The 17,572-nt window shown below is 32.9% G+C and carries 15 protein-coding genes, 1 tRNA gene and 1 pseudogene; 7 read left to right on the top strand and 10 right to left on the bottom strand.

Translation table 11 applies throughout. From position 1 onward, the window contains the following. Positions 1-10: 10 nt before the first annotated feature. Positions 11-331 (top strand): thioredoxin family protein, encoded by a 321-nt coding sequence (locus tag FORMB_RS07995; RefSeq protein WP_069676954.1) that lies wholly within the window; start codon positions 11-13, stop codon positions 329-331. A gap of 2 nt (positions 332-333) precedes the next feature. Further along, complete coding sequence (locus FORMB_RS07990; RefSeq protein WP_069676953.1) at positions 334-948, top strand: hypothetical protein; 615 nt, start codon at positions 334-336, stop codon at positions 946-948. Here the strand turns inward: FORMB_RS07990 and FORMB_RS07985 are convergent, their stop codons facing one another. The 7 genes and pseudogenes from FORMB_RS07985 to FORMB_RS07955 form a co-directional block, all read right to left on the bottom strand. Next, positions 949-2,124, bottom strand: coding sequence for a helix-turn-helix domain-containing protein (locus FORMB_RS07985; protein WP_069676952.1), 1,176 nt, complete (start codon positions 2,122-2,124; stop codon positions 949-951). It lies immediately after the preceding gene. A 2-nt stretch (positions 2,125-2,126) separates the two neighbouring features. Next, the gene (locus FORMB_RS07980; protein ID WP_069676951.1) at positions 2,127-3,416 is read right to left on the bottom strand and encodes a tyrosine-type recombinase/integrase; all 1,290 of its coding nucleotides are present in this window, start codon (positions 3,414-3,416) and stop codon (positions 2,127-2,129) included. Positions 3,417-3,483: 67 nt separating this feature from the next. After that, positions 3,484-3,556 (bottom strand) — tRNA-Met (locus FORMB_RS07975). Between the two features lie 207 nt (positions 3,557-3,763). Further along, complete coding sequence (locus tag FORMB_RS07970; RefSeq protein ID WP_069676950.1) at positions 3,764-4,300, bottom strand: hypothetical protein; 537 nt, start codon at positions 4,298-4,300, stop codon at positions 3,764-3,766. Positions 4,301-4,472: 172 nt separating this feature from the next. Continuing rightward, positions 4,473-4,607 (bottom strand): annotated as a pseudogene (locus FORMB_RS07965) (transcriptional repressor); the annotation flags it as partial. 5 nt (positions 4,608-4,612) lie between these two features. After that, a complete protein-coding gene (locus FORMB_RS07960) occupies positions 4,613-6,772 on the bottom strand; it encodes a TonB-dependent receptor (RefSeq protein WP_231925527.1) in 2,160 nt (719 codons plus the stop codon). Between the two features lie 75 nt (positions 6,773-6,847). Further along, positions 6,848-7,165 carry a DUF6660 family protein gene (locus FORMB_RS07955; RefSeq protein WP_069676948.1) on the bottom strand — a complete coding sequence of 106 codons (318 nt, stop codon included), beginning with the start codon at positions 7,163-7,165 and terminating at the stop codon, positions 6,848-6,850. Positions 7,166-8,040: 875 nt separating this feature from the next. Here FORMB_RS07955 and FORMB_RS07950 point away from each other — a divergent pair. Continuing rightward, positions 8,041-8,673 (top strand): recombinase family protein, encoded by a 633-nt coding sequence (locus FORMB_RS07950; protein ID WP_069676947.1) that lies wholly within the window; start codon positions 8,041-8,043, stop codon positions 8,671-8,673. Between the two features lie 599 nt (positions 8,674-9,272). Here the strand turns inward: FORMB_RS07950 and FORMB_RS13005 are convergent. Beyond that, the gene (locus tag FORMB_RS13005; protein ID WP_157498103.1) at positions 9,273-9,470 is read right to left on the bottom strand and encodes a hypothetical protein; all 198 of its coding nucleotides are present in this window, start codon (positions 9,468-9,470) and stop codon (positions 9,273-9,275) included. Positions 9,471-9,755: 285 nt separating this feature from the next. Here FORMB_RS13005 and FORMB_RS07940 point away from each other — a divergent pair, with 285 nt between their 5' ends. From FORMB_RS07940 to FORMB_RS07920, 4 genes are all read left to right on the top strand, one after another. After that, positions 9,756-10,379, top strand: coding sequence for a hypothetical protein (locus FORMB_RS07940; RefSeq protein ID WP_157498102.1), 624 nt, complete (start codon positions 9,756-9,758; stop codon positions 10,377-10,379). Between the two features lie 123 nt (positions 10,380-10,502). Further along, on the top strand, positions 10,503-12,035 hold the full coding sequence (locus FORMB_RS07935) for a DNA methyltransferase (RefSeq protein ID WP_069676944.1): 1,533 nt from the start codon (positions 10,503-10,505) through the stop codon (positions 12,033-12,035). A gap of 12 nt (positions 12,036-12,047) precedes the next feature. Continuing rightward, positions 12,048-13,598 (top strand): hypothetical protein, encoded by a 1,551-nt coding sequence (locus tag FORMB_RS07930; RefSeq protein ID WP_197493455.1) that lies wholly within the window; start codon positions 12,048-12,050, stop codon positions 13,596-13,598. Positions 13,599-14,405: 807 nt separating this feature from the next. Then, positions 14,406-15,233, top strand: a complete 828-nt coding sequence (locus tag FORMB_RS07920; protein ID WP_197493454.1) for a tyrosine-type recombinase/integrase — start codon at positions 14,406-14,408, stop codon at positions 15,231-15,233. 212 nt (positions 15,234-15,445) lie between these two features. Here the strand turns inward: FORMB_RS07920 and FORMB_RS12840 are convergent, their stop codons facing one another. Beyond that, positions 15,446-15,628 carry a CPXCG motif-containing cysteine-rich protein gene (locus FORMB_RS12840; protein ID WP_083243935.1) on the bottom strand — a complete coding sequence of 61 codons (183 nt, stop codon included), beginning with the start codon at positions 15,626-15,628 and terminating at the stop codon, positions 15,446-15,448. After that, positions 15,628-17,541, bottom strand: a complete 1,914-nt coding sequence (locus FORMB_RS07915; RefSeq protein ID WP_069676940.1) for an ABC-F family ATP-binding cassette domain-containing protein — start codon at positions 17,539-17,541, stop codon at positions 15,628-15,630. Before FORMB_RS07915 ends, FORMB_RS12840 begins: the two co-directional genes overlap by 1 nt. Positions 17,542-17,572 lie beyond the last annotated feature (31 nt).

Here is a 17,572-nt window from a genome sequence, read left to right as displayed (position 1 = left end):
CCTAAATAAGATGAAAGAATTAAAGCAATCAGATTACCCGAAACTTTTAAAGAATAAAGTATGTGCTATACTTTTTACAAATCCTACACCTTGTAGCAGATGTGATGAAGTAAAAGCCTTAATGCCAAAAGTTGAGCAAAAGTTACCTAATATACCTATAGTATATTTTTCAGCAGCTGCAGATGTTTATCCTGTAAATGAATTGAGCAAAGAATTGAGCTTTAAAACGGTACCTACTTTTGTTATTTTCAAAGACGGCAAACCAGTTAGTGTGATTAAAAGTGTACAAACGCCAAAGACCTACATACAGGCTTTGCAAAATCAGTTCTAGTCGTGAATAATCTAAACAGGAAATTTAGTATCGATGTTAAGGATATCGCTCTTATTGCATTGATTTTATTTGGCACATATCAGTTTTTATTAAAACCTGAAAGAGAGGTCGTAACTGAAAAAGAAACTACTACTATTGATATAAAAAAAGTAGTAGAAGAAGCTATTAATAATAAGTTGCAATTACAACAGCCTATTCAACAGCCTACTATAATTTACAAAGATCGAGTAGTTCCGGTTTATAAAGATACTCCCATTCCTAAAGGAGATGAAGATTTGGTTAAAAACTTAAATAAGTATCAAGACACTACTCATTTGGAGAATGCTAAGATTTATAGCGAGATACTTTCAGATGGCACCGTATATCAAAATAAGGTTACTGCAGAAGTTGATGTAAAAACTATTACCAATACTATTGAAAAAAAGATTGTTAAGTATGGCTCAGGGTTCTATCTTTCTCCTGGTGTAAATTTAAGCCCTATTCGAGGTATTGAAAGCGTAGAGGCTTCAATTAACTATATCAATAAAGGCGACTTTGGGTTTGGTGTTGGCGCTCAATATAATTTGATTACAAAAGACATCAGTTATGGCGTAAAGGTCCATAAAAAGATATTTTAGTTAGTCTTCAATATTTAGAATGTGGCTTCTGTATAGTTTATGAAACTCCATAAACCATTGATATTTTCTGTAATATGATTTCTCTGATAATTCATCTTCAAATAGTGATTCAACAAAGAAATTTCCATCATCTTGAAGTTTGTCTACAATAGCTTTTGGAAAACAATTATATGTGTGAATTAATTTAGAATCTTCTTCACTTATTATTCTTCCATAAACATTATGCGAGTATTTGTCGTAAATCTTTTTCAATTCATTGAGAAGGTCTACAACATAGCCAGTCTCTCTAAAATATTCATCATGATTCCAAAAAGCATAATTAGAATATTTAGCAATAATGCCAATTTTATAATCTGTAAACTTGAACAGGAATGACAAATTCATATTGTTAGGCTCAACACAAATAATCACTTTCTGAACTGATCTACCTTGCTTAATAAGGTCGTAAACATTAGTATTGAATAAATCATATATAGAAAGCTTAGAATACTTTTTTCCGGTACCGTGTTTTATCCAATCGATATTTACATCAGTAAGTTTTGATACCTCTAGAATAAGTTCACTTGAACACTCTAAAACATTGTTTTCAATATTCTCTAGTTCTTTTTCGCTTTTAATATCAACTAATTCTATAAACTGACTTTTTGAAATTTCACGCTCTACTCTTATAGATTTGATACGGTGTCCGCAGTCAAATAGTTTAAAAGAAATTTCTTCTTGATAATCAATACCTAAATGATTGATGAGGATGTTTTTATATTTTAGAGAGAGGTCTGTTAGTCGGTCTAACGATAATACCTCGTATTTACAACCAATCTCCTTAACGAAACTTTCGTATTCATATCTTTCTTCTCCTACTGGATGATTAGTACAGGTAACATACTTGTAAATTAAATTGGTTGGTATTTTTCCATTAAGAGTATCGTTAATGTCCTTAATGATTTTGCTTTTTCCTTCAATAGTATGATTGAAAATAAAATACTTGTTTTCTTTCTCCCAAAATATATGAGCATCTGGTTTGGATTTTCTTTGGTTACCTTCCTTATTAACCATAGTTTCCAATGTGCCAAATTGAAAATACTCTCGTCTCAGAATATCATTGGCAAAATTCTCAAAACGTTCATTTCTTAATTTGCCTATTGCTTTACGAATTTTATCTCTTAATTTTAGATTCATACTTATTTAATCAAATTAGAGTAATCTTCAGGTAATTCGGCATCAATATCACGCAAATACTTTTCAAGAGCTGTCATAGTGCTATGGCCAGTAATTAACATTAACTTACTTTTCGTTTCAAAAGGTGTCATTTCTTTTCGTATCTCACGGTATAGCTTGGTTATAAAAGTGTGCCTAAACGAATAAATATTATACTCAATCCCAAGCTTAAAGTACTTATCATCTGTTTTGGACTTCTTTGAAAAAAAGTCTTTTAAGGATTTGAAACGTTTAGTAAAATGATCTCTTCTATTATCATCAGTAGCATCCCATTTACCAGGAGAACGGCTATAAGAAAAAATAAAATCATCTTTACTATATTCAGATAAGTCAGGCAACTGATCGAGTAATATTTTAGGAATTATTTTTTGCTTTAATGGTTTGTTTTTAGCCTTTACTGTAAGTGTTTTTTCTTTTATATTAATATCACCAACTCGTAGCCTACACACTTCAACAGGGCGCAAGAAATTATATGAAACGAACTTAATGAAAAGAAGTAATTGAGGATCCTTTTCTGCTAAATACTCATAGATGAGTTCAAGTTTATCATTCGAATAAGTTTTATTCCTTTTTGGTGGTGCTTTTAAAACATTGATTTTAGAAACAAAATTTAAAGGAATGATATCGTTATCTTCTAACACTTGAAACAATGAACTTATATCTGTACGAGTATTATTTCTATTTCTTGGACTGGAAGTATCTAAAACGTGGTTCAGGTACTTCATCACTATTTTTTTATCGACTGAGGTCATAAACCGATGCGAATATCCATTTTCAAATAAATATGTCTTAAATCGATTAATTCTAGATTTAAATCTGATATATGAATTTTCTGCAGTAGTCTTTCTTTTAATATCTAAGGCAAATTCAATAGCATTCTCAACTGACATTATTTCTTCAACATCTTTGGTATCATCAAAAGGATTGTAACCTTGTTTTAATAATCGAGATAAATTCCTTTTAAGTGTTTCTAAAAATTCTAAACGTTCCTCTTTAGTCTTGTAGTAATTACCATCCTTTATATTATCCTGTCTTTCTAGCTTACCTGTTTCCGGATTACGATAAGAATAATATAGGTACCATTGTTTTGACAAGGCTTTTTTTTGTTCCTCTTTAGATAATTTATTCCATTTAGAAACATCTACACCTCCAGTGTAAATCTTAGGTTCTGAATATTTTCTCTTTGGTTTCACTTTGTCAAAATCGTGTACCGTACCGTGTACCGTTTTTAAAATATCGACTAATCTAGGCATAAAAAATGCGGTTTCCAAGTAATCAGAAACCGCATTATCATTGACTTAATGGCTTTTTAGCCTTTTGTAGCGGGAACTGGACTCGAACCAGTGACCTTCGGGTTATGAGCCCGACGAGCTACCTACTGCTCTATCCCGCGATTTAGACTGCAAATATAAGATAGTTTTTAAGTTCTACAAGGTTTATTTGAATATAAATTAAAAAAAGGAAGGTGTTTTTAGTTCTAACACAAAACCTGCATTTAATGGTAATTCATAGGATTTTGTAGCACAAAAATCTAACACAGACTCGAGATTTATTTTTGTAAATTTCAATCAAACTTGTTATCATTAATATTTCTGAATTATTAAGAATCAATTTCTTTAAAACCTTTGAAAAATCCAATTGTAAAGTCTACAATCCATTTAATGGATAAAAAACCAAACCACAAAAAAGAGATGAAAATGTGCCAAAATACTTTAATGAAATTAACAAAGAGAATGATCACCATGTAGATCATTTGAAAAGTAGCAGCGTTTTTTCCTCTTACTTGAACACCACCTAATTTGAAACTGGAATAATTGGGTTTGAAGATGTTATAGGAACCTCGTTTATTTTTTAAGGATGTACTTAATCCGTTTTTTGAGACATTGAAATTGAATGGGCCACTTTTATACCTCCCAATAAACTGAAAGTTACCGTTTTGGAAACCCATTCTTGCACCCTTAAATAATCGTTTGTGAAGACGAAGTCCGTGTTTGGTGTTTATGGTAGCACCAATTCCATCACCCTTAAATGTTTTCGTTGCAGAAACACCTCCTGTTCTTGAAACTCGGACATTTTTCCCTCGGTATTCAATTCTTTTTGAAGGTTTGTCTTTATCTTTTGAATTAGTGCTTGACATGAGTCAAAATTAAGAAATTAAAATAAGGAGGTTGAGATGTTTGAATTTTGATTTCCCCTCCCCCTATTGACAGAAGTTGCAGCTCAATTTCTTCTTTTGACGATCCACTTAACTTGGACGATATACAATTCTCCTTCCTTTAAAATACTTAAGTAACGAGTGTAAGTTAGACTGCTTTTTCGAAAGCATTTTCTATATCGCTTAATGTTACAGCAACTTGTTTTTCGGCAAGAAACTTATAAATCAATAATCGCATTGCTGTAACTCTAATATTTTTTGAGTCTAAAAATTGTTCTATTTTTTGCATAATTTTTAATGTTCTTCGTTACCAAATGGTTTAATAATAATTCCTACGCTAAAAATAAAGCCGTCTGTTGGTGCATAAATTTCTGGAAATTCTGGATTTTCGTGTGGTGGTAAAACCAAAGGCGAAAACCTACTTTGTCGTCTGTCTGTGAAATTTTCAAAATTCACAAAAGCACTACCAAATTTAAAGTTTCGCATTAACAATAATCCCATTGTGACAAAATCTGTCGTTTCAGTTCCGTTTGATAAAAACTGCTTTCCTGTATAAAATGTCTCGTAACCAATTCGCCATTTATCAGATTCGTACATTAATACACTTCCTGCGTTATGTTTTGCTGTCAATGGTTTTTGTGGATTTCCTGCCAAATAGTTCAGTTTCGTGTCTATAAGTGCATAATTTAAAAACCATCTAAAATCTTTATAAGTAAACTTAATATTTGTTTCTGCTCCTTTGCTTAAAATTTCGTCAGTTGCATTTTCAAATGCAAACAAACCGTTATTTGTACTATTTAATAACAATCCGTTATTAATCGCTGTAACATAAAAAAGTTGATTAATGGAAAAACCAATGGTTTCAAATAAACGTGTTTGATAATTGAAATCAAGATTTACACCATAAGAACGTTCTGCTTTTAATGAAGATTTATCAATGCCAATTACATTTTCAAAATTGATAAATTCAGCCTCTTCTGTAAAAATATCTGGAATTTTGTAGCCTAAACCACCACCAATTCTGCATGAAAATCCGCTATCATTTTTATAAAGCAAAGAAATTTTTGGAAGTGGAAAAATACCGAAATCAGTATTGTAATCTGCTCGCAATCCAGTTTCTAAAATCCAATTATCTGAAATATCAAGAATGCTGTTTGCAAACATTCCATAAGTTATATCTGTTTGGTCACGTTGTAAAGTTGCATTATTATTTTCATCAAAGTTTGAAGTGTATAAGTTTGCTCCAAAAATCCAATCTGTTTTTAAAGAAGTTTTTTTATAGGTAACTTCTGTAAACGTATTGAATTGTTTACCATCAAAACTAAAACCTGGAATAGTAAGATTTCTATCGAAAAATGAAATACTATTTTTTATATTTAATGAGCTTATTGAATCTATTTGCGTTTTATAAACTGCTTGACTGCTTACTCTTTTTGATATGTTTTCTTCTGTATATTGATGAATTCCATTTTCTCCGCTTTCAATTTTTGTTACATCTCCACCAATTCTGTCATCGTAAGTTCCATTTAAACCAAACCAAAACGTTGTTTTTTCTGATGGATAATAAAAGAATTTTGGGTTGAATGAAATTGATGTAGTTTTTGGTAAATTACTAAAACCATCATTTTCTGGGTCGTAAACTTTTTGAGAATGACCAGAAGCGTAAAGTGAAACACCAAATTTCTCATTTCGTTTGCTGTAGAATACATTTGCTGTACTTCCTAATGCTTGGGTTTGTGTTAGCATAATATCCAAAGCTGGTTCTTCATCTGGTGTTTTTGAAACCATATTTATTAAACCTGCAATTGCTCCACCACCATAAAGTGTTGATGAACTTCCTTTAATAATTTCAAATTGTTGTAAATCTAATGGTGGAATTTGTAATATGCTCAAGCCACTTGAAAAACCGCCATAAAGTGGAAATCCATCTCTTAAAAGTTGCGTATAGCGTCCGTCAAGTCCTTGAATTCTGATATTTGTATTTCCACTACTTAAAGAAGTTTGTTGCATTTGTATTCCTGTACTTTCACGAAGAACCATCGAAATGTTTGTTGGGTTCATAATTGCTTTTTCTCCCAATTCTTCTGTGCCAATAAACTCTATTCTTGTGGGAATTTTCTTAACTGTTCTTGTGCTTCGTGAAGATTGTAACACAATTTCGTCTAATTGGTTTCCACTATTTTTTAATTTGAAAATTAAAGTTGAATTTATTGGTGCTTGAATAGTTGTTTTGAGAGTTTCAAAACCTAAATAAGAAATTATTGCGATATGTTTTCCGTTTGGAATTTTGGTAAAAGTTACAATTCCATCAAAGTCGGTTACTGCTCCTTTTTCTAACTCCTCAAAATAAACTGTTGCGCCAAATAAAGGCTCGTTTTCGGATTCTGAAATTACTTTTATTTTTAAATAAGATGTTTGTGCTTTTATTGAAAAGCAGGTAATAACTGTGAGCATTATGCTCAATATATATTTATTCATTGAAAATGTAAAAATTGATTAATTTAATTTTTTTGACTTTGAGTCTAAAATTTAACTAATCAATTGTGGCGGTTGCCAAATATTTGAGTGAAAATCAAATCTGTATGTTGATTGATAAACAAATAATATTTCTGTAGAAATTCGGTTTTTTAATCCCAAATCAAGAGTTTTAATTACTTGATAAGTAATAGATGTTCCGCAACAATTGCAAATACAAGTTACAGGACAAGTATCATCACTATCATTTTGGTGATTATGATTAGCACTTATTTCGTCTTGGTGTTTGTCTTCGGCATTATTTCCGTCAGAACAAGGTTTCATTGACAAAGCAAGTATTAATAATGATAATATGATAGTAGTAAATTTCATTATCACAAAGATAGATAATTTTCAATGCAATGTGCAAAGTTTTTTCTTAATTCGGTTTCTGCATTATGCACAACTCGTTATATGTAGAACAAACGGCCTGTTTATAGATCTGTGTTTCCGGATAACAGGATCTTTGTTCTCGTTTATTTTAATTCAAATATAATGAAATAGACTATAAAGATGCATTAAACTTTTTTTCAATACTATTTTGGACTGGTCTTATAATCACTGGGAGATCTTCTCTTAATCTTTGAGGGTGTTTGAACGAAGTCTTTTAATTAAAAAACGGCTACACTATAATAGTATAAACACTGCATCCAATACTTTTCTTTCTATGGTAAATGGAACATTTCAGGGTGATGCAGAAGAAACAAGGAGACAACTCCTGGAGTACTGTAAGTTAGACACCTTCGCGATGGTCAAAATTATGGAGAAACTACTTAAAGTATAAAAGGTCAATTTTCTGAAAAAAATCTGAAAATTTTATTTATGAAGTAACCCCCCCTAACCCATTTTTTTGGAAAAAAATTTCATTCGAAGTACTGAGCCCCCTGTGGCAAAGTCGAAATACCCATTTTTAAGAGGGGGCTTGGCTGCAGGAAGTCCTGCAGGGGGGACCGCCATGGGGTAGTATAGTAGGTGTGTGGATAATAATCCCACCTGTGGACCGTCGAGTAGATCAAGTACCGTTTGGGTGTGCGGATAACAACGATTATGATCAACCCGTGACGGTGATCCTTCACGAAATATTATCCGCACACAAAAAGTGTCTCAAAACAATTATTGTAGCAAAAATTTAGCATTTATTATTCCGGTACCCCATTAATCCGCTGTATCATAGCATCACAGAAACCCAAAGGATTAAATTGATACATATGATTAAGACTGTAATTTACTCAAGAGTTAGTTCAGAGTCAGAAAGACAGGACACAGAGAGACAAACAAAGGAACTGCAACAATATGCTAAGAGAATGAACTATGAGGTAGTTGAAGTTTTTGAAGAAAAGGTAAGTGGATTCAAAAAGAACGATCAAAGACCAGTTTTTTCCAAGATGTTGGAACTGGCGAAAGAGGGATCAATTGATAAAATATTAGTTTGGGAGTTAAGTCGAATAGGAAGGTCGGTACTTCAGTCCCTTCAAAACATACAACTCCTACATGATTTAAAAGTCGGACTTTATATAAAGAATTTTAATCTTGAGACGCTCAACGAGGATAAGACACCAAATAGTTTATCAATGTTTATGGTCCAAATATTGTTCAGCGTTGCAAATATGGAAAGTAAGATGACGCTATCTCGATTACAGTCAGGTTACCGCAATCATATCAAGAAAAATGGAAAGAAAAGTGTAGGAAGAAAAAAAGGAGATATTGATAGTGATGAAAAAGTATTAAATCGTCACTCGGATGTTGTTCGGTTAATAAATAGAGGGCTGTCAATCCGAAATATTAGTGCAATAACAAATAAGTCCACCAATACTGTAATGAAAGTAAAAAGGATTCTGTAGTGGATACTTTTTTTAAATGGTATTTCATTATAGTTGGAGTGTTGTTCTTATTGAATCTGATTTGTAAAATAATTAGATTTATAAAACCTGATGGTGAAGACTGTCAATTGCATTTGGCAGACGATGTATTAAGCTGGTGCCTTCATCTTTATCCAATACGTAAACAAAAACCACTACTGACTTTAGTTGAAGGTAAATCTCATCTTGCGGGAGAGTATTGTTTCTATAACAATACAATTACAATATACAGGGATAACAATCTAATACGACGAGAACTCATCAATACCGTTATCCATGAATATTTCCATTACTACCTAATTACATCAGAAACTAAATCTAAACTCTATCAGGATCAATTGGAACAATTCTCATTGGCGCACCACCCACAGGAAATTCTATGTAACACAATGGGGGAAACACTTACAAAACTGTATTTGAAAAATAAATAAAAACGGTCCTTATTTCACAAATGGCTCAATATTCCAACCAATCGTGCCGATAATAATTTAATGTAATACATTGATCAAAATCAGGGATTCAACAGATGAAATCGAGAATTGTTTTCTGCGCCAGTTGGTATTTTAAGGTTTTTAACTTGATTATTTTTTACGACAAAAACTTACCAATTCATTCAAGAAAATTACCTTTTCAGGGTCTAATTCATGTTCTTGAGGAATATTTAATCGTTCTTTAAAAAAATCATTTAATAACTCCATTTCGCTTATGTCGTTATATCCACAATTCTTTAAATATCGATTGAAATATTCATAATCTAAATTATTTCTTCCTGTTAGCATCTTCTTTTATTTTATTTAATTTTTCGATTACAGATTCTCTGATTAGATCAGAAGCTGTATATCTACTTTTATTTTCGTTGATCACACAATCCATCAAATTTTTGAACTGATTCTCAGTTATCCGAACGATTACCCTTTTAGATTTTTTATCTTTCATACAAGTGTTTCCCTATAAATATGTCATACAACTGAAAAAGACATGGAGTCATAAATTATTTTTTGTAGGGGGGTGTAGTTGAGTTTTACCACCGTAAATAATTTACTTCTTGCCGAAATTGCAAAAAGTTGAAAAAAAATTTTGTGCATAAAATAATTGTGTCTATATTTGTGCCACAAAATATAAAGACACAAATGAAAAACGACTTTTACAATAAAAATTGGAATTATATATTCAAGTTTGAGGATTGGATCGATGATCATAAACCAAAGAACAAACAAAATAGTGATTTTTGGGACGAGGTTAACTTGGAGTTCGAGGAGGTTAAGGCAGAATTCAAAAACTTATTGTCTACCACAGAAGATATTACTGATAAAGATGGCAATAAACTTGCACCAATCAATTTGTATAATTTAATTGACCAATATAAAATTCGAATTGAAAAACTATTATTGATTTTCAATGTAAGACTCTATAAGACACTAAATAAAAATAAGAAATCTGGTGTAAAGTATATTGTAATGAGAGCATTTTGGATTGACCACTTTGGAAAAAAAGTGCGTTGGTTTTCAAGAAATATTGGACCTGAGAATAAGGTATTAGTCAATGGCAATATACCATTACATCAGTTAGAAGAAATAGAAAAACATATCCTTTATTTGATGTGGGACCAGTACTGTATCGAATATCTTGGAGCTGATGGTGAAACAGGAATTGATTTGGATGGGAATAGAGTGATAGTTAACTTTTAATTAAAAGTTCTTTATAGATACAAAATGGACGTAAAACTCCATTTTTTTTAACAAAAATTATTGGATAAAATATTCTTATCCAAACAAAAAAGACATAACTTTTTAACTTAAAATAAATAAAAAATGGAAACAACAAGAGTAAAATTAAGTGAAATACGAATTCACCCGTTGGTATTGAAAATCAAAAAATACCAACCCAACCCATTCATTACATTCTCAATGAAACACTTTCCTAAAAAGACAGCGGTGATTGTTGTATTGAGGGATGGTATCTATTACATTATTGACGGCGGTCATCGCTATTATTCCGCTATTGAAGCTGGAAATTTTGAATCTCTCGATTGTATTGTACTTGACATTCCTGATTCAGAAATATTAAATACTCGTATTACTTATAATTTAAAGACGAAGGTGCACCTATCTGAAAAATGTTTCAACATTGAACATATCTTAGGGCTAATAGGCACTAACCAAGGCAAAAGAAATGACTTGCTTGGAATGGATAAATTGGATAATGAAAACGAATTTGGGACCGCAGGTAAGAACAGATTTGAAATTGCTTGTATGCTTTCAGGACTTAATTTTTCAAGTAGAACATTACGCAAGTTAATGTCTGTGTATGATTACGAAAAAACCGATAATAGCCTTGGTTTAATTGATGGTATTGATAACGGCACGTACAAAATTGATGCAGCATACAAATTAATGATGAGTAGCAGAGATAAAGACGACAAAAAGCGTACTAAAGAGAAAATCAAAGCCGAAGCAGTAAATAAAGATGTTTGGTTTAAGGTGTTTAATCAAAGTAGCGTGGACTTATCAAATCTTAAAAAGTATCGACCTCATATCGCAATGTTCTCCCCAACGTATAGGACGATGAAAAAATATCGAAACCAAGGTGAAATGAAATATGGTCAGGAAGCTACAGTAGAAGAGTACATTGATAACAGTAAAAAATTCATTGAAGCACTAATCGACATTATGGATGAAAATGGAGTTATCGTTATTATAATTGGGGAGTCATATTCGGGTGGTTATAAAAGTGTAATTACCCGTTACGAAATGATGTTACTTGAATCAGGAGTTGAAATCATTGGAAAAAGTCCTTGGATCAAAAGCAACTCAACTCCTGTAATACTAAAAGACTTTTTCAGACCAGTGGATGAGACGATATTGGTGTGTAAAATGAAAGGTGCGAAAGTGAATTTCAATCCCAAAATGAAAAAGACAAAGGAAGGGAAAAAAATGGTTAAGAAAAGTCACAAAGCAAAAGATGGAACAAATAGATTTTTTGTTCAAGCAGAAGAAACTGTTGTCTCAAATGTCATTATTACTCCTGTAGTTAACGATTCCGAATACAAAAAATACGACCCTGATTTCACCCACGATGCACCAGCACCTATGGATGTATATCAACAATTTGTAGAATCATACACTTTGCCAGGAATGACTTGTATTGATATTTTTTGTGGTGCGGGTCAGGGACTTGAGGTTTTTGCCCGTAACGGATGTAACGCAATTGGAGTTGACATCGACCCTGTATCAGTTGAATTCTGTAATAAGAGAATGAATATGGTATTAGGAGAAAGAACTGAATCTGAATTACAACAAGCACTCATCATTGAGAGTGAGGATCGATTAACCGCTGCGGCATAACACCACAAGAATATGAAAGTTAATATTCCAATGTCGATCAATCAAGTGGATTTTAGTCAATACGTAACGGGAAGATCACAGCGCAAGAAATCCATTTGTGACGCTGCTTATTATGTCTTATCGTGTATAACACCCCCAATATACAATTCAAAAGACTATCAATATTTGAGGGGTTTTAAACCTCTTTCAAGTAAAGTTGTAAACAGAATGACTCGTAATAGATTTAATGAGGTTAAAACCATCCTAATGGACTCAAATGTGACCGAAAATGGTCCCATTGTCCTATCAGATAACTTAACTATCCCTGGTGTTAAACACACTGGATATAAACTCAATCAATGGGTGCTTGAGGGGAATGATTTTGTTGAAGTTGAAATTGACGGTAAGTATGACACTCGAAAAGAAAAACTTAAAAATGAATGGGAATTGGACATGAAATGTTTTGATGACAGATACATTCACATCAAAGAGGCTATGGATCAATCTCAAATTACCATAGATGCAGCAGCTGCTGAAAATTACCTGAAAGAATTGAAAAAAAGGGTATTGTCAAAGGTGGTAAAGGAAAATAAAACACAGGTAAAGAAATACTTCAAAAAATCACATAAAGTAATTGAGAACATCGAAAAAGAGGAATTTAATTATTCTGTATCTAAAAGTAATCATAGAGTCAATTCGGTATTCACTTCTATTAAGAGGGAATTACGATATTTTTTAAGGACAAATGGAAAACAGATGGTTGAAGTAGATATAACTACATCACATCCATTTACCCTTGCCACCATTCTCACAGAAAAATTTTTCACTGAGACCAAAGGTGGATATAATCTCTATTCAATTTTCCCCCAATATTACAAATCCTTTAAGTATTCATGTGATTCTATGGAGTATCAAGATTTTTTAGAAAAATTTACTGGACATATGGTTATAGAGTCTAATGTTATTAATAATAACTACATAGAATATATTACATATCAAGGTAATGTATTAACTAATATAAAATATCCTATACTGGATACATTCATATCATATATGTGTGGCAGGTTTTGGAGAAAGAGAGGAATCCAAAAATATCGGGCATTAAGCTTTAAAGATGACATCTATAAAACCATTGGTGATGATATTGGGATGACCCGTGAGAAGGTAAAAGATCAATTTCAACTCTACATTAATTTTTCAGACAAAAATAGGAGGGTCAATGTAGAACTCATTAAACACATGGAAAGAAAATTTAAGGATGTAAGTAAACTCATTCAATTCATGTCCAATGTAAATCATTTAAAAAGTCCATTTTCATATCTAATCCAACGATGTGAGTCCTATTTATTTTTGAGGCATGGTTGTTTGGAACTGAGTAAAAATAATATCCCATACATCACCATTCACGATAGCGTATTGTGTCAAAAAGAGAAGATGTATGAGGTACAATATCTGTTAACTGATTCTATAAGTAAACAAACGGGATTAACACCTGGAATCAAATTCAAAGAATTGGAGGATCCTTTTCCATCATTGGATGAAGCAGCAGCAAAAATAGTAGAGTCAATTAATTCAAATAAATAAACGATATCATCAAAATAATTTTAAGGCAATGAATAATAACTCTACTAATCGCATAAACCTACATCAAGTTGGTCAATATATAAATCGAAAGGACAACCGTTCGATCAAAAAGTGGCTTAGGGATCATCACATCCACATCCACAAAGATGGAAGGGAATATGTTTTTCGGATACAGGTCGAACAAGAGGTCTGGAGACCTTTTGCTGAAGATTTAGTAAAAAGATATCCAAATTCATGGAAACCACGTTTAGAATCAATCTATGGTGATCAGAAAGAACTACATCAACTCCTCTACCATGATTGTTTGGAATTTGACACTGGATTTGTGCCTTACCATTTTAATCTGGACATTAGCTCTAATAAGGAGCATGAATCCATCTTTCAAGAACTTTATCAATAATGAAATTACCAAATAATTCACATTCGGGAATCAAAATCTACTGTAAAAAATGTAGACAAAATAACAGGGGTTGTCGTCACAACGACCACCATGTGTTCCGGATGTGTTTTATTGATCGAGTTACTGGTAAACACCGAAGTAAACTCCTAAAATCAAAGGTATACGCTGATGCTGTAGTTGAGGGTATTGAATTTAGAAGGAGAATCGAGAATGGTGCGGAGGAAACGGTTCCTGATCGATCTAAAATGAATATTGCTGAAGCACTCGTTTATTTTGATCAATATCTTAAGGGAGATACACAATATGCACATTTAAAAAAGGAGGTATCAGATAAACATCGTAAGGAGTTAATTAAGTATTGTACGCTTTTTGCTAAATCTTTGAAAAACAACCACAATCTCAGGAAGATGAAACCGGGGAATGTCAGAAATAATGATGTTTCTATTTTCTACAGACAATTGGAGATTAAATACCCTCACCCCAAAACCTTCAACAAGGTTTTAACGAGCATAACTTCTTTCTATAAGTTCTTGATCGAAATCGAAGAGTTAGACATCAAGAATCCATTTAAAAATTGTGTTAGAAAACAAGTGCTTACAGGTGATAATTTGATTTTAACCAAAGATGAGTTTGAGAAAATTATAGCAGCGGTAGAATCAAAGTCTTCATTTCAACAAACAAGAACCAATGGAAGAAGAGATTACGTGTATGCTACTTGGATGACTAACGCATTTAAACTCTTTCTACTTGTTGGTGGACGTAGAGAGGAAGTACTCAGTCTAAAATGGAGTGATATTATCCAAGGCAATAACGGAGTGCTATTCTTTCAATTTAGAAACCTGAAGGTTGAACGATTAGGGAATAAGAATACTCCAAAGAAGTACTCCCCTATTAATGAAGATCTATTGAAACTTTTAAAAGAAATGGGATATGATCAAATGAAAGGTAAAAATGTCAAACTCATCGATCCTGAGAATACGTACACAATTAATACCATCATGGAGAAAGTTTCTCGATCGTTCACCCATTTTAGAAAATCTGCAGGTATCGAAACTCCTTTTACTCTAAAACATCTGAGAAAAACATACCTTACTTGGGTATTTCATACCATGGGAAGTGATACCAGATTATTGTCATCTCACACTTCAATGAAGGTATTAGAAAACCACTACATCAATCCACTTTTATTAAACGTTGAAGAAGAGAAATTAATGAAGGTTAAAGTCTTTGGATAATTCGTATTTTATCTAACACAAGAGTCTAGCACGTATAACACAAGTAGGATTATATATTTGTAACTACTTGAAAATGAGTTAATAAAATTAGTTGAAATTGGGTGGTGAGGAGTGTTATGAGCCCGACGAGCTACCTACTGCTCTATCCCGCGATATAGGACGACAAATATACAACCTTTTTGTAATTCTAAAAGAAAAATTGAAAATATATCTTACTGTTCTATGCTATTTACTTCGAAAGAAGACAGAGTGTGGTCTAAGATACTAATGTTGAACTGTATAGGATTGCAGCACACTTCGCAATCCTCAATATAATTTTGAGACGCTTGTGAAAAATCAATTAAAATTGAGACCTCTTCCCAACAATGGGGGCATTGATAAAAGTGTTCTTCCATTATCCCAGTTTTTCAAGCGACTCTGTAATCCCTTCCCAATCGGACATGAGTTGATCCAATTGATCTTTTTTGGCTTGGTAACTTTCAAAAAAACCAGGCTTGGCAACCGTTTGATCGTAATTGAGTTCCATTTCTACATCAATTTTTTTGATGTCTTTCTCCAAATTGGCAATTGAAGCTTCCGCTTTACTCAATCGGTTATTAAGCGACTTCAGTTGCTTTTGATCTTCATAGGACTGTTTTGGAGCTGCTGTTTTTTGAGGTGTTTTTATTTGAGTGCGTTTTTCAACTTCACGTAAGTTTTCAACCTGACGTTGTTCTAAATAAAAATCGATATCACCCAAGTATTGTTTTAGTTTTTGATCTTTAAATTCATAAACAGTTGACGTCAATCCTTGTAAAAAATCCCTATCGTGAGACACTAAAATTAGAGTACCTTCAAATTGCTGAAGTGCCGTTTTTAGAACGTTTTTAGATTTAATATCCAAGTGGTTGGTAGGCTCATCCATGATGAGTACATTCAACGGCTGAAGCAATAATTTTGCCAGTGCCAAACGGTTACGCTCCCCTCCAGATAGGACTCTGACATACTTTTCAGCAGCATCCCCTCTAAACAAAAAGGACCCTAAAATATCACGGACTTTCGAACGGTTGGTTTCATTGGCGGCATCAATCATGGTGTCTAAAACGGTTTTACTCCCATCCAAATACTCCGCTTGATTTTGCGCAAAATAGCCAATCTGAACGTTGTGACCGAGCTTGACATCACCCTTAGCTTCTAAATCGCCTACTATAATTTTGGCGAGCGTGGATTTTCCTTGTCCATTTTGACCTACAAAGGCTATTTTACTTCCACGATCGACCATTAAATCAATGTGCTGAAGTACTTTTAAATCGCCATATTCTTTAGAGATTTGAGAGGCTTCAACAACGACCTTTCCTGGGATGGTGGACACAGGAAACTTAAGTGTCATCACACTGTTGTCGTCCTCATCTACGGCGATGCGTTCAATTTTATCTAATTTTTTAATCAGCGATTGCGCCATGGTGGCTTTGGACGCTTTGGCTCTAAATTTTTCGATGAGCTTCTCCGTTTGTTCAATCTGTTTTTGCTGATTTTTTTGAGAGGCTAATTGTAAGGTTTTTTGTTCTTCTCGTAAGACTAAATATTTAGTGTATGCTCGTGGATAATCATATATTTTACCGAGTACAATTTCAATGGTTCGATTGGTCACATTGTCCAAAAACATCTTATCGTGCGACACAATCACCACGGCTCCAGAATAGTTATTTAAAAATTGTTCCAACCAGATAATTGACTCAATATCCAAGTGATTTGTTGGCTCATCTAAAAGCAAAATGTCATTGGTTTGCAACAATAGTTTTGCCAATTCAATTCGCATACGCCATCCCCCTGAAAAGGTGTCGGTGAGTTTATTAAAATCTTCACGTTTAAATCCTAAACCAATAAGTATTTTTTCAGTTTCTCCTTGGTAGTTATACCCCCCAAGAATTTCGTATTGTTCCTGAACCTCATTCAAGCCCACCATCAAATCATGATAGCCTTGACTTTCATAATCCGTACGCTCCGCCAATTGAGTGTTAATATCTTCGAGTTGAAGTTCTAACGCTTTAATCTCCACAAAGGCTTGATAGGCTTCTTCAAGAATGGTGCGTCCCAAAACAAAATCAATGTCTTGTTTTAGAAATCCAATTTTGAGATCTTTCTTTTCTTGAGCCACTTGACCTTCGGTATATTCTAATTCTCCCGAAAGTAGTTTTAGAAGTGTTGATTTTCCAGCTCCATTTTTTCCAATTAAACCCACACGATCGCCACCACGCAGTCGAAAGGAAATATTTTCAAATAAATAATCGCCTTGGAATGATACGGATAACTTATGGATGTTTAACATTTAAAAATTGTAAAAGGGAATAATTATAAAT

This window comes from Formosa sp. Hel1_33_131 (genome assembly GCF_001735745.1).
Taxonomy (GTDB): domain Bacteria; phylum Bacteroidota; class Bacteroidia; order Flavobacteriales; family Flavobacteriaceae; genus Hel1-33-131.
The sequence above is the reverse complement of the archived record's forward strand: the minus strand, read 5'-3'. Positions and strand labels throughout refer to the sequence as shown.

Excerpts from the sequence above, each read along its gene's own strand:
- FORMB_RS07960 (WP_231925527.1), bottom strand. The coding sequence starts at position 6,772 with ATGCTCACAGTTATTACCTGCTTTTCAATAAAAGCACAAACATCTTAT.
- FORMB_RS07955 (WP_069676948.1), bottom strand. The coding sequence starts at position 7,165 with ATGAAATTTACTACTATCATATTATCATTATTAATACTTGCTTTGTCA.
- FORMB_RS07935 (WP_069676944.1), top strand. The coding sequence starts at position 10,503 with ATGGAAACAACAAGAGTAAAATTAAGTGAAATACGAATTCACCCGTTG.
- FORMB_RS13005 (WP_157498103.1), bottom strand. The coding sequence starts at position 9,470 with ATGCTAACAGGAAGAAATAATTTAGATTATGAATATTTCAATCGATAT.
- FORMB_RS12840 (WP_083243935.1), bottom strand. The coding sequence starts at position 15,628 with ATGGAAGAACACTTTTATCAATGCCCCCATTGTTGGGAAGAGGTCTCA.
- FORMB_RS07980 (WP_069676951.1), bottom strand. The coding sequence starts at position 3,416 with ATGCCTAGATTAGTCGATATTTTAAAAACGGTACACGGTACGGTACAC.
- FORMB_RS07920 (WP_197493454.1), top strand. The coding sequence starts at position 14,406 with ATGAAACCGGGGAATGTCAGAAATAATGATGTTTCTATTTTCTACAGA.
- FORMB_RS07930 (WP_197493455.1), top strand. The coding sequence starts at position 12,048 with ATGAAAGTTAATATTCCAATGTCGATCAATCAAGTGGATTTTAGTCAA.
- FORMB_RS07995 (WP_069676954.1), top strand. The coding sequence starts at position 11 with ATGAAAGAATTAAAGCAATCAGATTACCCGAAACTTTTAAAGAATAAA.
- FORMB_RS07970 (WP_069676950.1), bottom strand. The coding sequence starts at position 4,300 with ATGTCAAGCACTAATTCAAAAGATAAAGACAAACCTTCAAAAAGAATT.
- FORMB_RS07915 (WP_069676940.1), bottom strand. The coding sequence starts at position 17,541 with ATGTTAAACATCCATAAGTTATCCGTATCATTCCAAGGCGATTATTTA.
- FORMB_RS07950 (WP_069676947.1), top strand. The coding sequence starts at position 8,041 with ATGATTAAGACTGTAATTTACTCAAGAGTTAGTTCAGAGTCAGAAAGA.
- FORMB_RS07985 (WP_069676952.1), bottom strand. The coding sequence starts at position 2,124 with ATGAATCTAAAATTAAGAGATAAAATTCGTAAAGCAATAGGCAAATTA.